Below are 20,824 nucleotides of genomic sequence, written 5' to 3' on the forward strand. Positions count from 1 at the left end.
CCAAAAATAACATTTTTAATTATGAATAAATCAATTTCCATAGTAGTAGTAATAGTACCCTTCACTAGCTTTACGTTTTACATTATTGAGAACAACGCCGAGCATTTTTGCACCTACACGATCTAGATTAGCTTTAGCTTTTACTGCGATATCGCGTTTTACCTTACCATAGCTGACAACCATAATAACGCCATCACTCTTGGAGGCCACAATTTGTGCATCCGTAACCGCTAATAGTGGTGGAGTATCAATAAGAATGACATCATACCGCTGACGCAAATCCTGTAAAAGAGTGCTCATCCGATTAGATGCCATCATTTCCGCCGGGTTGGGCGGGATTGGTCCAGAGGTCATGATTGAAAGATTATTAACACCGGAATCTTGGACAGTGTCCTCAAGAACTGCCTGCTGAGACAGTAGGGAGGATAAACCAAAACGGTTACTTAGTGTAAAAGTCTTATGTGCCGTTGGCTTCCGCAAATCGGCGTCAATCAACAATACTCTTTTATCTGCTTGTGCGTAAGCTGCCGCCAGGTTAGCAGATACCGTAGATTTACCTTCTTCCGGTCCGGATGAAGTGACCATAATCACTTGAATAGTCTGATCTACAGAAGAAAAATCAATATTCGTGCGCAATGCGCGAAATGCTTCAGAGACAGGAGAGCGTGGGTTCGTAACGGTGATCAGATGGCGTTGTTTATTTGGAAGCTGTGACATGTTCGAGGTCCCCCGCCTTTCTGGATGATTGTTTCTGTGTTTGTGCGGCACCTTGCTTGCTTTCATCTTGACCCAATCTTGTAATCATAGCTATGGTAGGCAAACCAAGATACTTCTCAATATCAGCTTCTGTCTTCAGGGTGTCATCCATATATTCCAGCAGGAAGGCAATCCCTAATCCAATCATCAAAGAGACGATAAAAGCAATAGCCATGTTCAGTAAAACATTTGGTTCTACCGGCCGTGGCTCAACAGTTGGATTCACTTTAGCTTCATTCAGAATCGATACATTTTCCACATTAAATAGACTTGGAATTTCTTCCTTGAACACAAGTGAAATGGCATTCACGATTTCAGCAGCCCGCTGATAAGAATTATCTCGAACGACAAGTGTCATCACCTGCGTATTATTTACGGAACTCACATTAACCTTTTTTAATAGCTCTTCCGCAGTAATATTGAATTGCGGATAATCCTTTGTAACAATATCAAGGATGGCCGGAGTCTTAATAATTTCCTTATACGTATTAATTAATTGAATATTGGTATTAATCTGGTTTAAATCAAGCTGCCCCACCGCTGACTGCGTCGGTGTTTGGTTAACGATAATCTTCGTGGATGCCTCATATACCGGGTTTTTAATATACAGACTATATACACCAGCAATACCGCACACCAATACAACTATGCTGAAAATGAGCCATAGTCTCTTCCTGACGATCTGAAAATAATCGCGAAGATCCAATTCTTGTGATGACAAGTGAAATTACCCCCAAGCTATTTCTGAAATATTTCGATGCCTGTTCAAATCTTCCCTATTTGCAAAAAAATCGCCTCCTCTCACCTACATGAGAGGAGGCTGTATACTATAAGTTTTATTTACTTGAAGTTAATAGTACGGTAGATAATTACTGCTGCTTCAGCACGGGTAGCTGTATCGTTCGGGTTGAACTTGCCAGCATTTCCGATAACCAGGTTGTGGCTTGCTGCAAACGCTACGCCATCTCTTAGGGATGCGCTGATCTTAGCAGCATCAGAGAATTTGCTGATTGCAGTAGAATCGGTTTTTGCATCAGGATTGATAGATTTCAACGCACGGGAGATCATTGTTGCCATTTCTGCACGTGTAATAGTTGCATTAGGATCAAATTTGGCCGCACTGCGTCCAGTGATAATCCCTTTTTCTGCTGCAACTGCTACATATGGTGCATACCAAGCAGTTGAACTTACATCGCTAAAGCTTTGTACAGCAGAGTTGTTTTCCAGGTTAAGCGCACGAATCAACATTTTGGAGAACTCAGCACGAGTTACGTTGCTCTTCGGTGCAAATTTACCTGCTCCGACTCCTTCAATCGCACCTTTAGCAGCTACGACTTGAATTTGTCTACCAGCCCATGCTTGTACAGCAGAAATATCATTAAAGGAGACTTTATTCTCAAGTACTGCGTAAGAAGAGAATGTATCACGTGGTTCTACGATGAAATCTCCATCAAGAACTCCACCTTGGAATTGCAGGTCGCCGTATACAAGCTTACCAACGGAAAGCAATTCTTTATCAAGACCATCAGTATTCTTAAGTGGCAGTTTGATAGTAATTGGTTGTTTAAATGTGCTTTGTACTACACCGTTCACACTAAGTGTGAATTCGTACACATCCGAAGCCAATTTCAGCTTGGTAACGGAAGTTACAACTTCTGGTTTAGCTGTAGTTACTGTCAATGAAATCGCTGTGCTGAATTGGCTTACAGGAATCGTTACAGTTACACCGTTGAAAGTAACGGCGATATTCGCAATACCTTTAGCTTTTGCAGCTTCAATAATGGCTTGGGAAAGTGGAACTTCAACTGTAGTAGCGTTTACTGTTCCCAGATTCAGGGTCAAAGTAAGACCAGTTTTACCAGGGTTCGCTGCAACCAGTTTATCAAATTCTTTAATTACATCAGCATCAACCAATTTCAAGGTTGCTTTACCGTCAACAATGCTTACGAGCTTAGATACGTCATAGATTCCTGGAGTTTGAACAGGAGCTACAGGCGTTGTAACACTTCCATTTCCGCTTCCACTACTACCATTACCGTTGCCGTTGCCATTACCGTTGCCATTATCGCCTAATCCGTAGGCTTTAATATAAGCAAATGCAAGTGATTTCGCCGCAGGTTTCGCGGATTTAATATTATTGTTCAGGTTTTTCAGTGTTTCTTTCACATCACTAGCAGTAACTCCAAGCTTGTCCAACGCTTGACTTACTGTGAGTGCTCCTGTTCCTGTTGTATGGCTCAATACTTTCGCAATAGCTTCATTCAGCAAAGTATCGTAACCAGATTCGGATGTGAGAATTGCCAACAAATCTGAAGTTGACTTGCTGCTTACCAGATCACGAAGTTCTGTTTCAATACTGCTCAAGAATTCAGCAACACTATCAACAGTAAGTCCAGACACACCCGCTTTAGCTGCAATTTTGCTTACCAAAGCAATGTTTTTGTCATCGTTACGGATCACTTGGATTCCGGAGAAGTCATTTCCATAGACATCGTAGACTACACTAGTAACGCTTTGGAACAATTTAAGTGATGTTTTTGTTTCTTCTCCATCCAGTGAAAGCTTGTTCAGTACTGGAGCAAAAATTTCTGTAAATTCTTTCTCATTCAGTGCTGCAACCTCAGTCTTCAAATTGTAGAGATAAACTGCATCTGTTGCGGTCAATTGTTTGTAAACAGCAAGAACCTTATCCTTAACTGCTGTACTGCTACTAACTGTAGCCGCAGATGCTGTGCCTACTGCTCCAAGGCTTCCCAACGGAAGACCCGCTACGGATGCTGCTACCATACTTGCTGCTAATGTTGATACTACTAGTTTCTTTTTCAAAGTCACTAAATATCCACCTCTTCTTATGTATTAAAATACTGTACTACCATAGACCTAGAACAATTCGCCCAAATGCTACGCTATTACGTATAGCATTAAATCACCCAATAAAACCCATTCTACCACTATTAGGTAGATTAGTCAGCCCTTTCGGAAAAAAAATCCAAACAATTTTTGTCGGTTTCCCCTTGTTTGTACGTGTTTTCCATGAATAACCTCGCCATTGGTCATAATTTGCTGAGCATTGCCGCGAACATAGTCACGCATCTCAGGGCCTAATTCTTTCTCCATAACCACATAAGCAGCGTTTAATCCAAAAGGACGATGAACACTGTCATGTGCATCAGAGGCCAACACATGTACTGCATTTCTACGGCATAGCTCCAGCGACAATTTCTGTAGCTTATTCCCGAAAACGCCTGCAAGACTCTGTGCGGTTACCTGCCCAAGTGATCCTAGCTCTATCAGTCTCTCTAGTTTAGAAGGATCAGCAGCTATTTCAGCATTGCGCTCCGGATGGGCGATGACCGGAACGAACCCTTGAATGATCAGCTCGTGGCAGATTTCTTCCATGTTACGTGGTACTCGTGAAGAAGGCATTTCCAGTAAAATATACCGCGAATCTGCAAGACTCAGCAGTTCCCCCCGCTCCAGATCATTCAGAAGTTCACCGTAGATACGGATCTCTTGACCTGGAAGAACAAGCAGTGGATTACCAGCCTGACGAAGTCTCTCATTCATCATCTCCACAGCTTCTTTAATCTTGGGGGCATTATTCATATATTGACCGTTGGCATGATGTGGCGTGGCGATGACTGAAGTAATCCCTTCTCTGTGGGCGTCTTGCGCCATGGCAAGAGCAGCTTCCCAATCAGAGGCTCCGTCATCCAAAAAGGGTAAGATGTGGCAATGAATATCTATCATATGTTATCTATCGGTCCTTTTCCATAGAAATTTTAGTTTTATCAACAAAAAAATACAACCATTCCCACCAGGAATGGTTGCTTGATTGTAAATGAGTTCATATCTTACGCTTCGGTTGACTCCTCTTGCTGAGATTCATTTGCTATCATTTCAGCATCCTCTGAATCCGGAGATTCATTCTCAGAAGGGCGAATATACCCATCGATTAAGCCCCAAAGCTCGTCTTTGCCGAGACCAATTTCCGAGGAGAATGGAATAAAATTATCCCCTGGCAGCACGCCCAGCTCCTGCTTCATGGTCTTGATATGCTTTCGCCAGCGTGTCTTAGGAATTTTATCCGCTTTGGTCGCTACAACGCACATAGGAAGATCATAATGCTTCAACCAGTCGAACATCATCTTATCATTGCTGGTAGGCGAATGCCGCAGGTCCACAATAAGCAGAACAAGCTTCAACGTATCGCGCTCAGAGAGGTATTTTTCAACCATTTTACCCCATACCGCGCGTTGCGTCTTGGAAACCTTGGCATACCCGTAACCTGGAAAGTCAACAAAATACATGCTGTCTTCATTGATACGGTAATAGTTCATGTGTTGTGTCTTACCAGGCGTGGAGCTTGTCCGAGCCAGATTCTTACGGTTAATCATTCGGTTAATGAGGGAAGACTTCCCCACATTGGAACGCCCTGCCAGAGCAACCTCTGGCAAGGAATCATCAGGGTACTGATCAGGGCCAACGGCACTGATAATAAATTCGGCAATATTAACTTTCATAGGACTTCCTTTCTAATGCACACTACTCGGTGGCTCACTGCTAATTTCATTATGATGCTCAACTAACGCATGATGCAAGACCTGATCCATATTAGATACCGGTACGAACTCAACATCATTACGTACGCTCTCAGGAATATCTTTCAAATCCCGTTCATTGTCTTTGGGAAGAAGGATCTTTTTATATCCAGCTCGGTGAGCCGCAAGGGATTTCTCTTTCAATCCACCAATTGGCAGTACACGTCCCCGCAAGGTGATTTCCCCTGTCATCGCCACATCCTTCGAAACATAACGTTTCGTGAGCGCGGAGATCAATGCGGTTGCAATCGTAATCCCTGCAGACGGACCGTCCTTCGGAATTGCACCTTCCGGAATATGGATATGAATATCAATCTTCTCATAAAAATCGGGCTGGAGCCCCAGCTCCTCCGCCTTCGAACGAGTATAGCTGAATGCGGCCTGTGCCGACTCCTTCATTACATCGCCAAGCTGTCCGGTGAGGGTTAGTTTACCTGTTCCCTGCACAACCGTAACTTCGATCAGCAATGTATCGCCGCCAACCTCAGTCCAAGCCAGCCCAGTGACCGTACCGATCTGATCTTCAAGCTCGGCCATACCGTAACGATATTTAGAAGCCCCAAGATAATCCTTGATGTCGTCAGGAAGAATGACCACTTTCTCTTTTTCCTCAGACACGATTTGTTTCGCAGCTTTGCGGCATAATGCTGCAATCTGCTGTTCCAAATTACGAACACCGGATTCACGGGTATATTCGCGGACAATGCGTAATAAGCTATCGTCTTCGATAATCAGTTGATCTTCTGCAAGACCGTGGTTTTTCTTCTGCTTAGGCAATAGATAACGGCTGCCGATTTGCAGTTTCTCCAGTTCCGTATAACCTGGAATGAACAGCATTTCCATCCGATCCAGCAAAGGACGCGGAATATTATGCACTACGTTCGCTGTTGTTACAAACATTACGTTCGACAAGTCGAACGGCAGCTCTACAAAATGATCACTAAACGTGTTGTTTTGTTCTGGATCCAACACCTCAAGCAGCGCTGAAGATGGATCTCCACGGAAATCCGCAGCCATCTTATCGATTTCATCCAATAGGATAACCGGATTAATCGTACCCGCCGTCTTCATGCCTTGGATAATCCGACCCGGCATCGCACCTACATAAGTCCGGCGATGACCTCGAATCTCCGCCTCATCACGTACACCACCTAACGAGATACGGACGAACTTGCGATTGAGCGAACGGGCGATGGAACGAGCCAGTGAGGTTTTCCCCACCCCTGGAGGACCTACAAGACATAAAATCGGACCCTTAAGCTTCTTAACCAACTGCTGAACGGCCAAATATTCCAATACCCGTTCCTTCGGTTTTTCCAAACCGTAGTGATCCTCATCAAGTACCTGCTCGGCCTTTTTGATGTCAAGATCATCCTCTGTCTGTTCACTCCAAGGGAGACTGAGCAGCCAATCTACATAGTTGCGAATAACGCCGCCTTCCGCAGAGCTGACTGGCATTTTTTCCAGACGGTCGATTTCTTTCTCCATCTTTTCTTTCACGCGTTCCGGAACATTTTTCTCTTCCATTAGCGTCCGCAGCTCTTCCGCTTCTCCTACCCGGCCTTCCTTCTCGCCGAGTTCTTTCTGGATCGCTTTCATTTGCTCACGCAAATAATATTCCTTCTGCGTCTTTTCCATCTGCTTTTTGACACGTTGATTGATCTTACGTTCAAGCTCCAGCACTTCACGCTCATTATTAAGAATATCAAGAAGCTTCTCCAGCCGTTTACTAACATCAATCGTCTCGAGAATTTCTTGCTTATCCTTAATTTTTAGCGATAAATGACTCGTAATGACATCCGCAAGTCGACCAGGCTCTTCTATATCGGATACAGCAGCGAGGGTCTCTGGGGTCACTTTTTTGGATAACGTAATATAGTGTTCGAACTGATTGAGTACTGTACGCATCAGCGCGTCACATTCTTGATCGCTATCTTCTTCTTCCGGCAGCTCACGCGCCATAACCTCATAGTACTCATCATTATCGATATAATTAATAATTTCGGCCCGTTCTACACCTTCAACCAGTACACGTATCGTACCGTTTGGAAGCTTCAGCATTTGCCGCACATTGGCGACAGTACCGACCCGAAAAATATCGTCCTGACCTGGCTCTTCAATATTCACTTCCGACTGGGAACAAAGAAGAATCAAATTATCTTCAACCATAGCTTTCTCTAGCGCCCGAACTGACTTCTCACGGCCCACATCCAAGTGAAGAACCATGCTTGGGTACACAAGAAGCCCTCTTAGCGGCAATAAAGGAAAACGACGACCTTTTGTTTTATTTGTCATCATCGCTTTCGCACCTCCCATGGCTCTCAATTAATCTCATATGCATTCATTCTAACAAAAGCAGCCCCAAAACACCAACAGAGTCCTTAGATTTCAAGAAGAACCGACTTGCTTTTCCATAAATAGAGACAACGTTTCTTGTAGCATTTAAAAAGGAAGCAGCAGAAATGCCTGCAGCCTCCTTTATTTTACAGCGACAAATCTCACCTTATTCTTCGAATTAGGGATCAATTTAGTTTAACCCTTTGCAGATTCACCAGCGGCATCGGCCTTTAGGAGTGAAGGTGCAGCGGAGAACAGCTCTCCAGCAACTGCAGGCAACCTTACATCAGCTGTATCGGCACCGAACAGGTGACGGAACACCTCTTCTACTGTTTCCATTGGAATAACGCGTAATGGCGCGAGGTCAGCGAAGAGAGACTGCCAGTTTTCTTTTGGAATAAGCACTGTAGTGGCACCAGCTTGAAAAGCAGCTTCTACTTTGGCAATTACACCGCCCACTGGCTTAACTCGACCATGGATGCCTATCTCACCTGTGATCGCTACCGTGTTATCCACGGGAAGTCCACGAATAGCGGAGACAATTGCTACTGCCATCGCTACTCCAGCAGAAGGTCCGTCAATCGGTGTACCCCCTGGGAAATTCACATGTAGATCATAACGATCGGGCTCCAGATTCATCGTACGCAGTACGGTCAATACATTCTCAACTGAGCCCTTTGCCATACTTTTTCGCCGAATCGTGCGGGAGCCTCCACCGATCTCTTCTTCATCCACCACACCTGTCACGTTCAATCTGCCTTGGCCGTTCACAGCAGGCGCTGCGGAAACTTCGATTTCGAGCAGAGTCCCCATCCCCGGTCCATACACAGCAAGACCATTGACTAATCCAATCTGCGGTGCCGAAGGAATCTTGCGTTCCGTACGCAGCGGAAGCTGGCTGCTGCCTGCCACCCATTCCACATCAGCAGCATTTAGTGTATCTCTCTGCTCAGTTAAAGCTAATCCGGCAGCCAACTGAATCATATTAACTGCCTCCCGGCCGTTGGTTGCATACTGTTGCACCACAGTGACTGCTTCCGGACTTGGTTTAAGCCCAATTTTCTGTATCGCGTCACGCGCGATGACGGCAATCTCATCCGGCAGCAGCGGGCGGAAATAAATCTCCATGCAGCGCGATCGCAGCGCAGGTGAAATCTCATCCGGAGAGCGCGTAGTAGCGCCAACTAGACGGAAATCGGCAGGCAATCCATTTTGAAAAATATCATGAATATAAGCCGGAGTATTATTATCCTCCGAATTATAATAAGCGCTCTCTAGCAGGACCTTCCGGTCCTCAAGCACTTTAAGCAGCTTATTCATCTGAATAGGGTGAAGCTCTCCTATCTCATCCAGAAAAAGAATCCCGCCATGCGCCTTAGTCACCGCGCCCGGTTTCGGCTGTGGCACACCCGCCACACCCATGGCCCCTGCACCTTGATAAATAGGATCATGCACAGAGCCGATCAACGGGTCAGCAATACCACGCTCATCAAAACGAGCGGTAGTGGCGTCAATCTCTGTGAATTTGGCGTCACTTTTAAAAGGAGAAAGCACATTCTTTTTCGCCTCTTCCATGACAACACGTGCTGCCGCAGTCTTGCCGACTCCCGGCGGACCATAAATAATCACATGCTGCGGATTAGCACTGCAAAGTGCGGCTTTCAGGGCGCGCAGCCCATCTTTTTGCCCGACAATATCTCCAATAGAAGCCGGACGTGTTTTCTCCGACAATGGTTTAGTTAATGTAATCATCCGCATTTTCCGTAACTTGTCCAGTTCCTTGCGCGACTCTCGTTCTACCGCTGTCTTATTTGTCTTCTGACCCCGCAGCAGATTCCAAAAGTATACGCCGATAACCAGCGCGAAAAAGAGCTGCACGATCATCACAACTATACTTAATTCCATAGGTCATCCTCCTGTTTCGTTCAGTCTACCTTTCCACCCTTGGCTACTATTAGGTAGTATAGCCGTTTCGGTAATTAGTAAACGCGAATTTGAGGATTTGTTGAATTGTTGCAGTAGGATAGACTCTGATAATTAACTATAAGGGCATTAATGAGTATGGGGAGTACGAATGTAGCTTAGATAATTTTAAAAAAAGGAGATTGTTGAGGAGGTTGGAGAGGAAGGAATGCGGAGGAGTGCGGAAGTAAAGGAGGGATGAAGAGATGAAGAGGAATGAAGGAGAAATGCGGAGAAATGAGGGAGAGATTAGTGGAAGGGAATTTGAGTAACTGTGGTGGTAGGAGGAGCCGTTGAACTTAGTAACTGAGGATCGTGATCGGTGCTACGTGGGGGTAAGGAACCTAGTTGTGCGTACCGCTAAGGGTAAGGGCGTCGGGAGTTTCCTGTAGACGTTTAGTTTGTTGAGTTCGATGAGGTACTTTTAGAAGCTGAGTCAGCTGGACGCAGTGGGTTACTTTTAAAAGCTGAGTTAACTGGGGATGGTGAGCTACTTCTAGAAGCTGAGTTAGCTGAGGACGGTGAGCTACTTCTAGAGGCTAAGTCAGCTGGGCACGGTGAGCTTCTTTTAGAAGTTGAGTTAGCTAGGGACGGTGGGTTACTTCTAGAAGTTACGTCAGTTTACCTCTAAGATGCAGACTTAACTTAATTTGCTGAACATATCCGTTTGTATCTCCTATGTTCTTAGAAACATCCTATTCAGTACAAAAATCTAAGTATCATTGGTACCCAGCCAAATAATTAGGGAAATCCTCCCTATTTATCAGTGATTCACGACCTCAAAGCTGCCAATTAGGGAAATCCCCCCTGATTATTGGACGAATCACACATAAATGGGAGAAATGCTCCTTTTATTAGGGAGTTTTTCCCTAATAAGCTTGATTTTAAGCCATATCTCGCTTATTTCAGGGAGAATTTCCCTAATTGTTGCGTTTTACTTCATAACGGACTTCACATCGAGCTCCTTCACATACCTTCTTTTCAAATTTCCGCCTTCAGCAAAAGTCATGACCAACATTGTTACGCCTATATGATCAGCCCCATCAAACCACTTCTGCTACACCTGCTCCATCAGCCACTTTTACAACTTTATCCACTTCAAAACATTAGCTACGTCATCTACACCAGTTACATCAGCTACCTCAGCTACACCAGCTACAATAGCACCACCAACTCCATAAGTTCCACCAGATACCTCAATTACATAGGCTAAACTGTTCCATTACTCCTTCATAAACTACTTCAATAATATAGCCTCCACCAGCCATCAGCCTTTACAAATATCAATCCCAGTAATAAAGAACATCACGAGCCAGCTTATACTCAACATTTTTGACGCCGATTCCCCTCTTCACAGGAGTAAGCCAGCCTTTTTCACAGAGATTCTTTAGCATCATGCGTACTGTTTTGGGATCTAGCGTGAAATAATCAGCGACTTCTTTAGGGCGTATCACCCCAGCTTGACGCACCACTAAACGCATGATTTCCTTCTCAGCGATTAGCAGTCTGCCACGCGGTGCATCTACAATTTGGTAGCGGCTTAGCGCCAAACGCAGCAGTGTAACACATAACTCAGGGCGCTGTTCAACATCATCATAGGCAAATGAAATTACTTGATAACCCATTCCGTACAGAAAAGTTTCACGATTTACCTCATTACAATACTTCAGCCTATCCATGTCTCTTACATGAGCTGCATACCCTTTGATCTCAAACAAAAGCTTGATCGGCCCCGGCAAAAAAGCAAAATCAGCAAAATAAGCTCGTCTTTGTAAATCCAGCACCTCATACTCCGGATGAAGATCATTGAAATCACCACAAAGCGGCCACCAGACATTCTGCAAAAATAATTTTTCGGCGTGGCCATGACCTCTTTCCAACCTCCCCCGCCGTTCGCCCGTTCTGCTTGCAAGATGATGCGCAATAAATTTTTCATGGGCTTGTTCATAGTTCATGTTTACTCATCCCTTCCTCCAAAATAGAAATAAACGCAAAAAAAAAGCCCCATGAGCCCCGGATATACCGGAACTGCACAGGACGTTCTTCGCCACTTAGATCACTACTTACCTAACGTCGCCCAAAATTACTATACGATGCTAAGAAGTGTTTATAATATTATGAGATTGAAAATTCTTATAAATACCATTCAGACCAAGTTACTTCGATTGCACCGGAGGTGCAAGGTTAGCGTGGGCGCGGCCTGGGATTTCGCCCGTTGCCTCGTAAGCCACCACGATCGCATCAATTTCCTTTTTCAGCTCGTTCACGAGTTCTGCTTCAGGCACTTTACGGATCATTTGTCCGTAGCGGAAAAGCAAACCTTCCCCACGAGCGCCAGCAATACCGATATCTGCTTCACGTGCTTCACCAGGACCGTTAACAGCACAGCCAAGGACGGAAACTTTAATAGGCACCTTAAGCTTCGAAATGTATTCTTCCACCTCATTAGCGATGGAGAAAAGATCGATATCCAGCCGTCCGCAAGTCGGACAAGAGATCAGCGTCGCCGCGTTAGAGATCAGACCAAACGTCTTCAGCAACTCACGCGCCACCTTAACCTCTTCAACCGGATCGGCACTAAGCGAGATACGCAGTGTGCTGCCGATGCCCATAGAGAGCAGTGCACCAATACCTGCGGAGCTCTTCACTGTACCAGCAAACAATGTGCCAGATTCTGTAATCCCCAAGTGCAGTGGATAAGGGATAACTTCCGCAGCCTGACGGTAAGCTTCGATGGCCATTGGCACATCGGATGCTTTTAGAGAGACGATAATGTCGTGGAAATCCAGTTCCTCTAGAATCCCAATATGGTATAACGCACTTTCTACCATAGCTTCTGGGGTTGGGTATCCGTATTTCTCCAAAAGGTGATTCTCCAAAGAACCGGCGTTTACACCAATCCGAATCGGAATTCCTTTTTCTTTACATGCTTTAACTACCGCTTCTACCTTTTCGCGACGACCAATGTTCCCCGGATTAATCCGTACCTTATCGATGCCGTTCTCAATAGCCATCAACGCTAGCTTATAGTTGAAATGAATATCCGCTACGAGTGGGATATGAATCTGTTTCTTGATCTCCTTGATTGCGGCAGCCGCCTCTTCATTGTTGACAGTTACGCGTACTAGCTGGCAGCCTGCTTCCTCAAGCCGCAATATTTCAGCTACAGTAGCCTCCACATCAGCGGTTTTGGTTGTACACATGCTTTGAATCGCAACCTCGTTGTTTCCCCCAATAATGAGCCCGCCAACATTGACAGGACGGGTTTGGTGTCTCAAGAACATGATTTTTCTCCCCCATAACGCCAAAGCTCCACCCCTTCGCTCCCGCTAATGTGAAGCGGGATAAGCGGAAGAAAGGTGGAGACTGTGACATGTATTGTTAAGGAAAAGCGGCTTACGCGCTTTCCTCTTTCTTCTTGTCTTTCTTAAGGTTGAGCTCAGGCAAAGCTTTCTCCTGAACGACCTGTTCCGTGATCACACAATCCTTAATATCATCGCGTGAAGGAACTTCATACATCACATCGAGCATGATGCTCTCAATAATCGCGCGCAGTCCACGGGCTCCCGTATTACGTTTGATCGCTTCCTTGGCAATTGCTTCGAGTGCCAATGGTTCGAACTTCAACGCTACGTTGTCCATTTCCAGCAGCTTGATATATTGTTTAGTGAGTGCATTTTTAGGCTCGGAAAGGATACGTACAAGCGTATTCTCATCAAGCGGCTCCAAAGTCGAGATGACTGGCAGACGGCCTACAAATTCAGGAATAAGACCGAATTTGAGCAAATCTTCAGGCAATACCATTGACAAATATTCGCCAGGCTTAAGATCCTTTTGTCCTTCAACTGCTGCGTTGAAGCCAATGATTTTTTTACCGATACGGCGTTTAATCATTTGCTCCAGACCGTCAAAGGCACCGCCAACGATGAACAGGATGTTCGTCGTGTCGATCTGAATAAACTCCTGGTGAGGATGCTTACGTCCGCCCTGCGGAGGCACAGAAGCAACAGTTCCTTCCAGAATCTTCAGAAGCGCTTGCTGCACACCTTCGCCGGAAACGTCACGAGTAATGGACGGATTCTCGGATTTACGTGCTACTTTATCAATTTCATCAATATAGATAATGCCGCGTTCGGCTTTCTCCACATCGTAATCTGCAGCTTGAATGAGTTTGAGCAGAATGTTCTCAACATCCTCGCCAACATAACCAGCTTCCGTTAAGGAAGTAGCGTCTGCAATAGCAAAAGGAACGTTGATAATCTTCGCCATCGTTTGTGCTAACAAGGTTTTACCAGAACCTGTTGGACCGAGCAAAAGGATATTACTCTTCGTCAGCTCAACATCTTCGATCTTGCTTTGGCTGTTCACGCGCTTGTAGTGGTTATAAACCGCTACAGAAAGAGATTTCTTCGCTTGCTCTTGACCGATTACATATTGATCCAAAATATCACGAATTTCCTTTGGTTTTGGAATATCCTTCAGATCAAGCTCTTCCTCATGACCGAGCTCTTCTTCCACAATTTCCGTGCAAAGCTCGATACATTCGTCACATATATAAACGCCCGGTCCTGCTACAAGCTTACGAACCTGCTCTTGTGATTTACCGCAAAAAGAACATTTCAATTGCCCTTTTTCATCATTAAATTTAAACATCTAACCACCCCTTTAAGATTTCATCGGTGAAGAAAGAACCTGGTCAATAAGCCCATATTCCTTGGCTTCTTCCGCGCTCATGAAGTTATCGCGGTCTGTGTCCCGTTCGATTTTTTCAAGGGGCTGACCTGTGCGATCTACATAAATTTGATTCAGCTTCTGTCTCGTCTTGAGGATCCAGTCAGTGTGAATCCAAATATCAGACGCTTGACCTTGAACACCGCCGAGCGGTTGATGAATCATAACTTCGCTGTTGGTCAGCGCATATCTTTTGCCCGGCGCCCCAGCTGTTAGAAGGAGCGATCCCATGCTTGCTGCCATCCCTACACAAATGGTTGAAACATCCGGTTTGATATATTGCATCGTATCGTATATACCCATGCCGGCTGTTACTGAACCACCGGGTGAGTTGAGGTACAAGTGAATGTCCTTCTCGGGATCATCTGCTGCCAAAAACAGCAATTGAGCAATAACCAGATTGGCGACATCATCGTCAATCGCACTGCTTAAGAAAATGATGCGATCCTTGAGCAATCTGGAATAGATATCGTACGAACGTTCTCCACGACTTGTTGATTCCACAACCATTGGTACCAGACTCATGCCACCAACCTCTTTTCTCTGTACAGATTAGTCTTATCGTTTCAGAAATATTTTAACACGTTCACGGCGCGATGTCATTTTTTCACTACAGTGGACAGTCCGCTGCTTGTGAATTGTGACGTTACCGCCCCTATTACCTTATTGCCATACGTTCATACGGATACCTATGTAGTCACATATATTTGCGGCCGAGGATAAAAATAAGGCACGTAACGAAACTTACGTGCCTTATCATATCTGTATGGAGGCCGTGTAACTTGGCCGTTCTAGGTAGTGTCAAGCTAAAACGCCTTCGGCGTCCTTTTAAGGACGGTAAGCGTTTATGCGAGAATTATAAGAATAAAGTATAAAGTGAAACTTATACCTTCTTATAATTTTAAAATATCCTACTCAGCTTTAGTGTCTTCAGCAGCTGGTGCTTCTTCTACTGCTTCAACTTCTACACTATTGCTAACAAGGAAATCAATGGTTTTACGCAACGAAAGCTCTTCGCTCAAGCTGCCCAGTGAACCGTTAGCTGCCAAGATGCTGCGGATTTCTTCTGGAGTACGTTTGTAAGCTTCAGCCATAGTAGCCAACTCTTCGTTAACTTCTTCTTCGGAAACTTCAATGTTCTCTTGTTTTGCGATAACTTCCAATACCAGGTTGTTGCGAACGCGTTTTTCAGCATCGCCTTTCATTTGGTTCTGCAAGTCTTCACGAGTTTGGCCGGAGAAGCTAAGGAACATATCCATGTTCATACCTTGTTGACGAAGACGAGTGTCGAAGTCACGAACCATGTTCTCAACTTCACTGTTGATCATAGCTTCAGGGATTTCAACTTCAGCGTTAGCTGCTGCTTTATCAACAACTGCATTCTCACGAAGGCCTTTCAGTTCTTCCTCTTTACGGGATTCGAGCTGAGCTTTCAGATCTGCTTTGTACTCATCCAAAGTTTCGAATTCACTTACATCTTTAGCGAATTCATCATCCAATGCAGGAAGTTGTTTGCGTTTGATTTCGTGCAGCTTCACTTTGAATACTGCTTTTTTACCCGCAAGGTTCTCTGCATGGTATTCATCAGGGAAAGTAACTTCAACATCTTTGAAATCTCCAGTAGCCATTCCTACCACTTGCTCTTCGAATCCTGGAATGAAGGAGTTGCTGCCAAGCTCAAGAGAGTGACGTTCAGCTTTTCCGCCTTCAAACGGTACATCATCAACATATCCGTCAAAATCGATTACAGCGATGTCGCCGTTAGCTGCTGCTTCTTCTTCAACTACTACAAGCTCAGCATGACGTTCTTGCAGACGAGCAAGTTCAGCACTCAACTCTTCTTCAGTCACTTCAGCTTTTTGTACTGGAACTTCCAGACCTTTGTAATCGCCGAGCTTCACTTCAGGTTTAACCGTGATCTTCGCTTTGAAGATAAAGGATTGGCCTTTAGCAAATTGCTCAATATCAACTTCAGGACGGTCTACAGGGAAGATGTCAGTTTGTTCAACTGCTTCACCGTAAGCTTCAGGAAGAAGAATGTCGATTGCATCTTGGTACAAGCTTTCTACACCAAAACGGGATTCAAAGATCGGCCGAGGTACTTTACCTTTACGGAAGCCTGGTACGTTAGCTTTTTTAACGACTTTGTTAAAAGCTTTATCAAGTGCTGCTGTTACGCGTTCTGCGTCTACTTCTACTTCAAGAACTCCAAGGTTCTTCTCTATTTTTTCCCATGTTGCTTTCATATTATACTTTTCCCTCCAAAATATAGGTTCACAAGTTTACTTCAAATAATGATACAATCCACGCACAGAATAACCATTATATTATATACAACATTACTTTATTTATCAAGTAGAGAAGTCTTTACAAAACCCTTGAGAGCACGATAAGCTCCCTCAAATTGAAAGCGCATGCCGTCTGTGATGCCATACATTCCACGTGTCTCTTCCTCTTGTCGGGAGCCGTTTAAACTCTCAGAAACAAATTGGTGCAACGCTCCTGCCCAAATATCCAGCAAAACGTCTTCGCCTTCCAGCAATTTCCGATATTCATCCGACCCATAAATCGACATGATGAACTGGCCCCAGAGCTCTTGTGCAAAATAATACAGCGTAGGCTCATGCACCTCAGCCTGCCCGGCTACCCGCTCCAGCACATGACTCACCTGCGGAGGAAAATCCTCCGTCTGCAGTGGCACGCTCTCGATCTCTACAAGTACCTTTTCATGGCCGCGAATCAGCTTCACTGTTCCCTGCATCCCACGCCGCTTAAGCGTCTGCAAGGTCCGAAATTGCAGCAGTGGATGAACATTATCCCCCTGTAGCCAAGTGGTCAGCTCCTCGTCAACGCCGCCACCTTCCAGATAGGATAGCTGCTCTAGTGCAAGTATTGTCGCCTCAGACAGAGGCTCGTTCATCACCCGCTGCAGCAGCTTTTTGGGATACCCCGTATCCTCGTTCATTTTAGATTTGGCCAAAAAGCGGGCCATATCCTCTTCCCTTAAATCTTCGTCTTCGGGGTGAACAGCTCCCTCCGCATCTCCATTCTGGGACGCGTAAGGAAATGCCGTTTCGAGCCATTCCAGCAGGGACCGCCATTCCTCGTAATTTCGCTCTTCCTGTCCTTGACACTGCAGCAAAAAACGAAGCAGCTCCATCGCTTCCCCGTAGCGTTCACTTTCCAGCATCACCGTCAGCTGGATTTGATAATAGTCCAGTGTCTTGGGGAACAGGACGATATTCTCTTTGGTGGCGGGGGAATCCGAATGTTTAATGAGGGCACCTCCTTATGTCTACTTATGTGAATGGAATCCTAACCATTATAAAAGTTATTAATACCTTAAGCTTCTTCCGAAACTTAATAATTGTAGATTATAGCATACCCCGTACTCTTTTTAAAAAACAGCTTGAAAAAAAACACCCCATATGATATGATAATTCCTGCTTGCTTTTCTGCCAGCAACCATGTCCCGGTAGCTCAGCTGGATAGAGCATGCGCCTTCTAAGCGCACGGTCGGGGGTTCGAATCCCTTCCGGGACGTCATATAGAAACAGCCTTCCTTCGGGAAGGCTGTTTCTGTGTTCAGGGGAGGGGTTGGGCGGAGCTCAGGGAGTCACTGGGACGAATAGACGACTGAATGACTGAGCTTAAAGATTCGCGGCTCTGGATTAGTTGAGTCTCAGGGGTTCATGGAGTTCGGATTCGAAGCTCAGAGCCTGATGAAAACTTAGCCTCGTCGGAGCTCAGGATCCGATAGAGCTTAGCATTCGAAACTTATAATTCAGTGAAAACCCATGCCTCGTCGGGCTATGAGTCGATGGAGCTTAAGATTTGATGCTCGCTCGGACTTGGTCACACTTAGAACTCATTGGGGCTCAGGGTTATGTGAAGCTTAGCAATCGTTGATCAGTTTTTATGAGTCAGTTCCACATCATCCCCCGCCGCATTAGAACATTACGGCTAATTTTCCGGAGAAACGCCGCTACATGCTATCTAATTGCATTTTCTGCAACTAAAAGTACCCTTTTACCTCCAAAACTCGCTTTAATTGCATTTCATACACTTATATTCTCAGATTTACGCCTAGAATGGCCTTTTCACCATTTTTAACTGCACAAAGTGCAATTAAACCCAAACAAACCTATCCCCATCAAAAATAAGTGCATAAAGTGCAATTAAAAACCGCTCTTATCACCATTACTCACTACTCACTACTCACTACTCACCACTCACCACTCACCACTCACCACTCACCACTCATTACTCACCACTCACCACTCATTACTCACCACTCACCACTCACCACTCACCACTCACTACTCATCGACTATTACTCTTCACATTCCCATTTCTGATTTTTAAATATGGGAGTTTTTTCAGTTTTCTATAAGCTAAGCGTGGCCAATCCAATTACTCAAAAGACACGCGCATTAGCAATTTTATCGATGGATGGAGCACCTTGTTTATTTAATCGGGAATAAAAAAACTGTTCACGGTGATTTCTCGCCGAGAGACAGTTTTTTATGCATGTCTTCCTATATTAGCGGAATCAGCGCCCTTTGCGGCGATTTCCGAGCCAGAGCGGAAATCGGAAAGCAAAGTTAATAAACAGAACTACAAATACGAGTACGGCTGCTGATTTGTCAGCGATTTGCCGTGCATCTTCTACAATTGCTTCAGATTGTACATACCATAGATGCACTGCCAGGGTTTCTCCCGGCGAGAACAGATTAAAGTCCCACATTTCGCCCGAGGTACTGAGGCCAGCGGTAAGGATAATAACCGCAGACTCCCCGAAGGCGCGCCCAGCAACGAGACAAATCCCAGTAACAATGGCTGACATTGCAACGGGTAGAACTACTGTGCGGATCACATGGAATTTAGTCATGCCCAGTGCATATCCAGCTTCACGCATCTCCCCAGGAACAGCACGAATCGCTTCCTCCGTCACACGTGCAAGCATAGGCAGATTCAAAAGCGCCAAGCTTACCCCACCGCCAAGAATCGTCAGGCCGATCCCAAAATATTCAGCAAATATCGCAAGTCCAAGCATACCAAATACAATTGAAGGAACCGAAGAGAGAGCTTCTACACATATACGCAGGCCGCCTGTAAAAGCATTATCCGGAGCATACTCCGCCATATAAATCCCCGCACCTAAACCGATAGGGACGGAAATAAGCAGCGAGATGAACAAAATATAAAAAGAGTTGAAAAGTACAGGACCGATCCCGCCACCTACGTCAATCTCTTCAGGCTGTTTAATCAGGAAGTCAGGCCGCAGCGCTGGCAGACCTTTACTAAGAATCGTGAAGAGCAGCCAGAAGATTAGCAGCATGACTAAAGCCCCAAGCGTATAAAACCCAATAGTCGCGAGCTTATTGCGTCTCTGAGCACGCGCTGTATGCTTTGTACTTGCGAATCCGTTCACGCTGCATCCCTCCTTTTTCTACCCAGCACGCGGATGATCAGAATCAGTACAAATGAAATCACCAGCAGAAGAAAGGCCATCATATGTAGGGCATAATTCCAGGTTGACTCAAACTCTACATTCGAGATTTGCATAACGATGTTACTAGTCAAGACCGAGGCAGGTGTAAATAAGGTTTTTGCCAACTGTGGTGTGTTTCCGATAACCATAACTACAGCCATTGTCTCCCCCACAGCACGAGTCATCCCGAGAATGACCGCGGAGATAATTCCTCTGCTAGCCGCAGGCAAAACAACACGCATAATAACTTGCAGACGGGTAGATCCAAGAGCGTACGCAGCATCCCGATATTTGCGTGGAACAGCGACAATTGCATCATCACTGATTCGGCAAATTGTTGGCAGGACCATTAATGCGAGCACGAGGGCCGCAGCCAGTAATCCATCGCCCAAGCTCTCCCCACTAACTCTACGAAGAAATGGAAGTAATACCGTTAAGCCTAAATAACCATATACTATAGAAGGAATACCAACGAGCAAATCGAGCACCGGGCGAATGAAGGTCTTCATCCACTTCGGAGCAATCTCCGCACAGAGCACGGCCATACCCACAGAAATAGGTACTGCGATCAGCAGGGTCAAAGCCGTCAGTGAAAGTGTATTTACAATGAAGGCAGCAGCCCCAAAGGAGTCCTCTTCAGGCGTCCAGTTAAAAGAAAAGAAAAAGTCCGCAGGCGAGAGATGACCAAACAGAAGCAGCGCCGTTTTGCCGATAAATAGAATTACAAGTCCAAGCACGAAGCAAAGTGCAAGAATGCTGAATAAGAAATAAAAGCGGAATAATCGGTTGCTAAACATATGTCTACTGTGACGTTTGGAGTTGGCGCTAACTTCTGTAACGCCCTCCTTAACCTTAGTTGCCAGGTTGTGGACTGGTGCCCCCATACTTTCCCTCCTGTAAGCGGCCAACCCCGTATCAAAATCGGGGCTGGCCGCTGTTACCG

At 45.3% G+C, this 20,824-nt stretch carries 15 protein-coding genes and 1 tRNA gene; 1 reads left to right on the forward strand and 15 read right to left on the reverse strand.

Annotated elements, in window-relative coordinates; genetic code table 11:
* Positions 1-30: 30 nt before the first annotated feature.
* From NSQ91_RS25785 to NSQ91_RS25845, 13 genes are all read right to left on the reverse strand, one after another.
* A complete protein-coding gene (locus NSQ91_RS25785; RefSeq protein WP_036685074.1) occupies positions 31-717 on the reverse strand; it encodes a CpsD/CapB family tyrosine-protein kinase in 687 nt (228 codons plus the stop codon).
* Positions 698-1,477, reverse strand: coding sequence for a YveK family protein (locus NSQ91_RS25790; RefSeq protein WP_036685072.1), 780 nt, complete (start codon positions 1,475-1,477; stop codon positions 698-700). Before NSQ91_RS25790 ends, NSQ91_RS25785 begins: the two co-directional genes overlap by 20 nt.
* Positions 1,478-1,596: 119 nt before the next feature.
* Positions 1,597-3,588, reverse strand: a complete 1,992-nt coding sequence (locus NSQ91_RS25795) for an S-layer homology domain-containing protein (protein ID WP_076305567.1) — start codon at positions 3,586-3,588, stop codon at positions 1,597-1,599.
* A 135-nt stretch (positions 3,589-3,723) separates the two neighbouring features.
* A complete protein-coding gene (locus tag NSQ91_RS25800; RefSeq protein WP_076137818.1) occupies positions 3,724-4,506 on the reverse strand; it encodes a tyrosine-protein phosphatase in 783 nt (260 codons plus the stop codon).
* A gap of 104 nt (positions 4,507-4,610) precedes the next feature.
* On the reverse strand, positions 4,611-5,279 hold the full coding sequence (yihA, locus tag NSQ91_RS25805; protein ID WP_076305566.1) for a ribosome biogenesis GTP-binding protein YihA/YsxC: 669 nt from the start codon (positions 5,277-5,279) through the stop codon (positions 4,611-4,613).
* A 12-nt stretch (positions 5,280-5,291) separates the two neighbouring features.
* Complete coding sequence (lon, locus tag NSQ91_RS25810) at positions 5,292-7,655, reverse strand: endopeptidase La (RefSeq protein ID WP_076279991.1); 2,364 nt, start codon at positions 7,653-7,655, stop codon at positions 5,292-5,294.
* Positions 7,656-7,889: 234 nt separating this feature from the next.
* Positions 7,890-9,599, reverse strand: a complete 1,710-nt coding sequence (lonB, locus tag NSQ91_RS25815) for an ATP-dependent protease LonB (protein ID WP_038573063.1) — start codon at positions 9,597-9,599, stop codon at positions 7,890-7,892.
* Positions 9,600-10,939: 1,340 nt separating this feature from the next.
* Positions 10,940-11,611, reverse strand: a complete 672-nt coding sequence (locus tag NSQ91_RS25820; RefSeq protein WP_076305565.1) for a BlaI/MecI/CopY family transcriptional regulator — start codon at positions 11,609-11,611, stop codon at positions 10,940-10,942.
* 201 nt (positions 11,612-11,812) lie between these two features.
* Positions 11,813-12,940: a flavodoxin-dependent (E)-4-hydroxy-3-methylbut-2-enyl-diphosphate synthase gene (gene ispG, locus NSQ91_RS25825; RefSeq protein WP_036685055.1), complete on the reverse strand. Its 1,128-nt coding sequence runs from the start codon at positions 12,938-12,940 to the stop codon at positions 11,813-11,815.
* A 112-nt stretch (positions 12,941-13,052) separates the two neighbouring features.
* Entirely contained in the window at positions 13,053-14,309 is a 1,257-nt protein-coding gene (clpX, locus tag NSQ91_RS25830; protein WP_036685052.1) for an ATP-dependent protease ATP-binding subunit ClpX, read from the reverse strand.
* A 12-nt stretch (positions 14,310-14,321) separates the two neighbouring features.
* On the reverse strand, positions 14,322-14,912 hold the full coding sequence (gene clpP, locus NSQ91_RS25835; protein WP_076129430.1) for an ATP-dependent Clp endopeptidase proteolytic subunit ClpP: 591 nt from the start codon (positions 14,910-14,912) through the stop codon (positions 14,322-14,324).
* Positions 14,913-15,298: 386 nt separating this feature from the next.
* Positions 15,299-16,633 (reverse strand): trigger factor, encoded by a 1,335-nt coding sequence (gene tig / locus NSQ91_RS25840; protein WP_036685045.1) that lies wholly within the window; start codon positions 16,631-16,633, stop codon positions 15,299-15,301.
* Between the two features lie 98 nt (positions 16,634-16,731).
* Complete coding sequence (locus tag NSQ91_RS25845; RefSeq protein ID WP_036685042.1) at positions 16,732-17,577, reverse strand: hypothetical protein; 846 nt, start codon at positions 17,575-17,577, stop codon at positions 16,732-16,734.
* 279 nt (positions 17,578-17,856) lie between these two features.
* Between NSQ91_RS25845 and NSQ91_RS25850 the strand changes: the two genes are divergently transcribed.
* A tRNA-Arg gene (locus NSQ91_RS25850) sits at positions 17,857-17,930 on the forward strand.
* A 1,009-nt stretch (positions 17,931-18,939) separates the two neighbouring features.
* Here NSQ91_RS25850 and pstA read toward each other — a convergent pair.
* Both pstA and pstC read right to left on the reverse strand, forming a co-directional pair.
* Positions 18,940-19,821, reverse strand: coding sequence for a phosphate ABC transporter permease PstA (gene pstA, locus NSQ91_RS25855; protein WP_076305563.1), 882 nt, complete (start codon positions 19,819-19,821; stop codon positions 18,940-18,942).
* Positions 19,818-20,765 (reverse strand): phosphate ABC transporter permease subunit PstC, encoded by a 948-nt coding sequence (gene pstC, locus NSQ91_RS25860; RefSeq protein ID WP_036685038.1) that lies wholly within the window; start codon positions 20,763-20,765, stop codon positions 19,818-19,820. The genes pstA and pstC overlap by 4 nt, the downstream gene beginning before the upstream one ends.
* Positions 20,766-20,824: the final 59 nt, after the last annotated feature.

It is taken from the genome of Paenibacillus sp. FSL R7-0048 (assembly GCF_038004505.1).
Lineage (GTDB): Bacteria > Bacillota > Bacilli > Paenibacillales > Paenibacillaceae > Paenibacillus_AQ > Paenibacillus_AQ odorifer.

What these genes read in the sequence shown, in the direction of transcription:
- NSQ91_RS25800 (WP_076137818.1), bottom strand. Translation starts at nt 4,506, where the DNA reads ATGATAGATATTCATTGCCACATCTTACCCTTTTTGGATGACGGAGCC.
- NSQ91_RS25820 (WP_076305565.1), bottom strand. Translation starts at nt 11,611, where the DNA reads ATGAACTATGAACAAGCCCATGAAAAATTTATTGCGCATCATCTTGCA.
- tig (WP_036685045.1), bottom strand. Translation starts at nt 16,633, where the DNA reads ATGAAAGCAACATGGGAAAAAATAGAGAAGAACCTTGGAGTTCTTGAA.
- lon (WP_076279991.1), bottom strand. Translation starts at nt 7,655, where the DNA reads ATGATGACAAATAAAACAAAAGGTCGTCGTTTTCCTTTATTGCCGCTA.
- NSQ91_RS25845 (WP_036685042.1), bottom strand. Translation starts at nt 17,577, where the DNA reads ATGCTGGAAAGTGAACGCTACGGGGAAGCGATGGAGCTGCTTCGTTTT.
- lonB (WP_038573063.1), bottom strand. Translation starts at nt 9,599, where the DNA reads ATGGAATTAAGTATAGTTGTGATGATCGTGCAGCTCTTTTTCGCGCTG.
- ispG (WP_036685055.1), bottom strand. Translation starts at nt 12,940, where the DNA reads ATGTTCTTGAGACACCAAACCCGTCCTGTCAATGTTGGCGGGCTCATT.
- clpP (WP_076129430.1), bottom strand. Translation starts at nt 14,912, where the DNA reads ATGAGTCTGGTACCAATGGTTGTGGAATCAACAAGTCGTGGAGAACGT.
- yihA (WP_076305566.1), bottom strand. Translation starts at nt 5,279, where the DNA reads ATGAAAGTTAATATTGCCGAATTTATTATCAGTGCCGTTGGCCCTGAT.
- pstC (WP_036685038.1), bottom strand. Translation starts at nt 20,765, where the DNA reads ATGGGGGCACCAGTCCACAACCTGGCAACTAAGGTTAAGGAGGGCGTT.
- clpX (WP_036685052.1), bottom strand. Translation starts at nt 14,309, where the DNA reads ATGTTTAAATTTAATGATGAAAAAGGGCAATTGAAATGTTCTTTTTGC.
- NSQ91_RS25785 (WP_036685074.1), bottom strand. Translation starts at nt 717, where the DNA reads ATGTCACAGCTTCCAAATAAACAACGCCATCTGATCACCGTTACGAAC.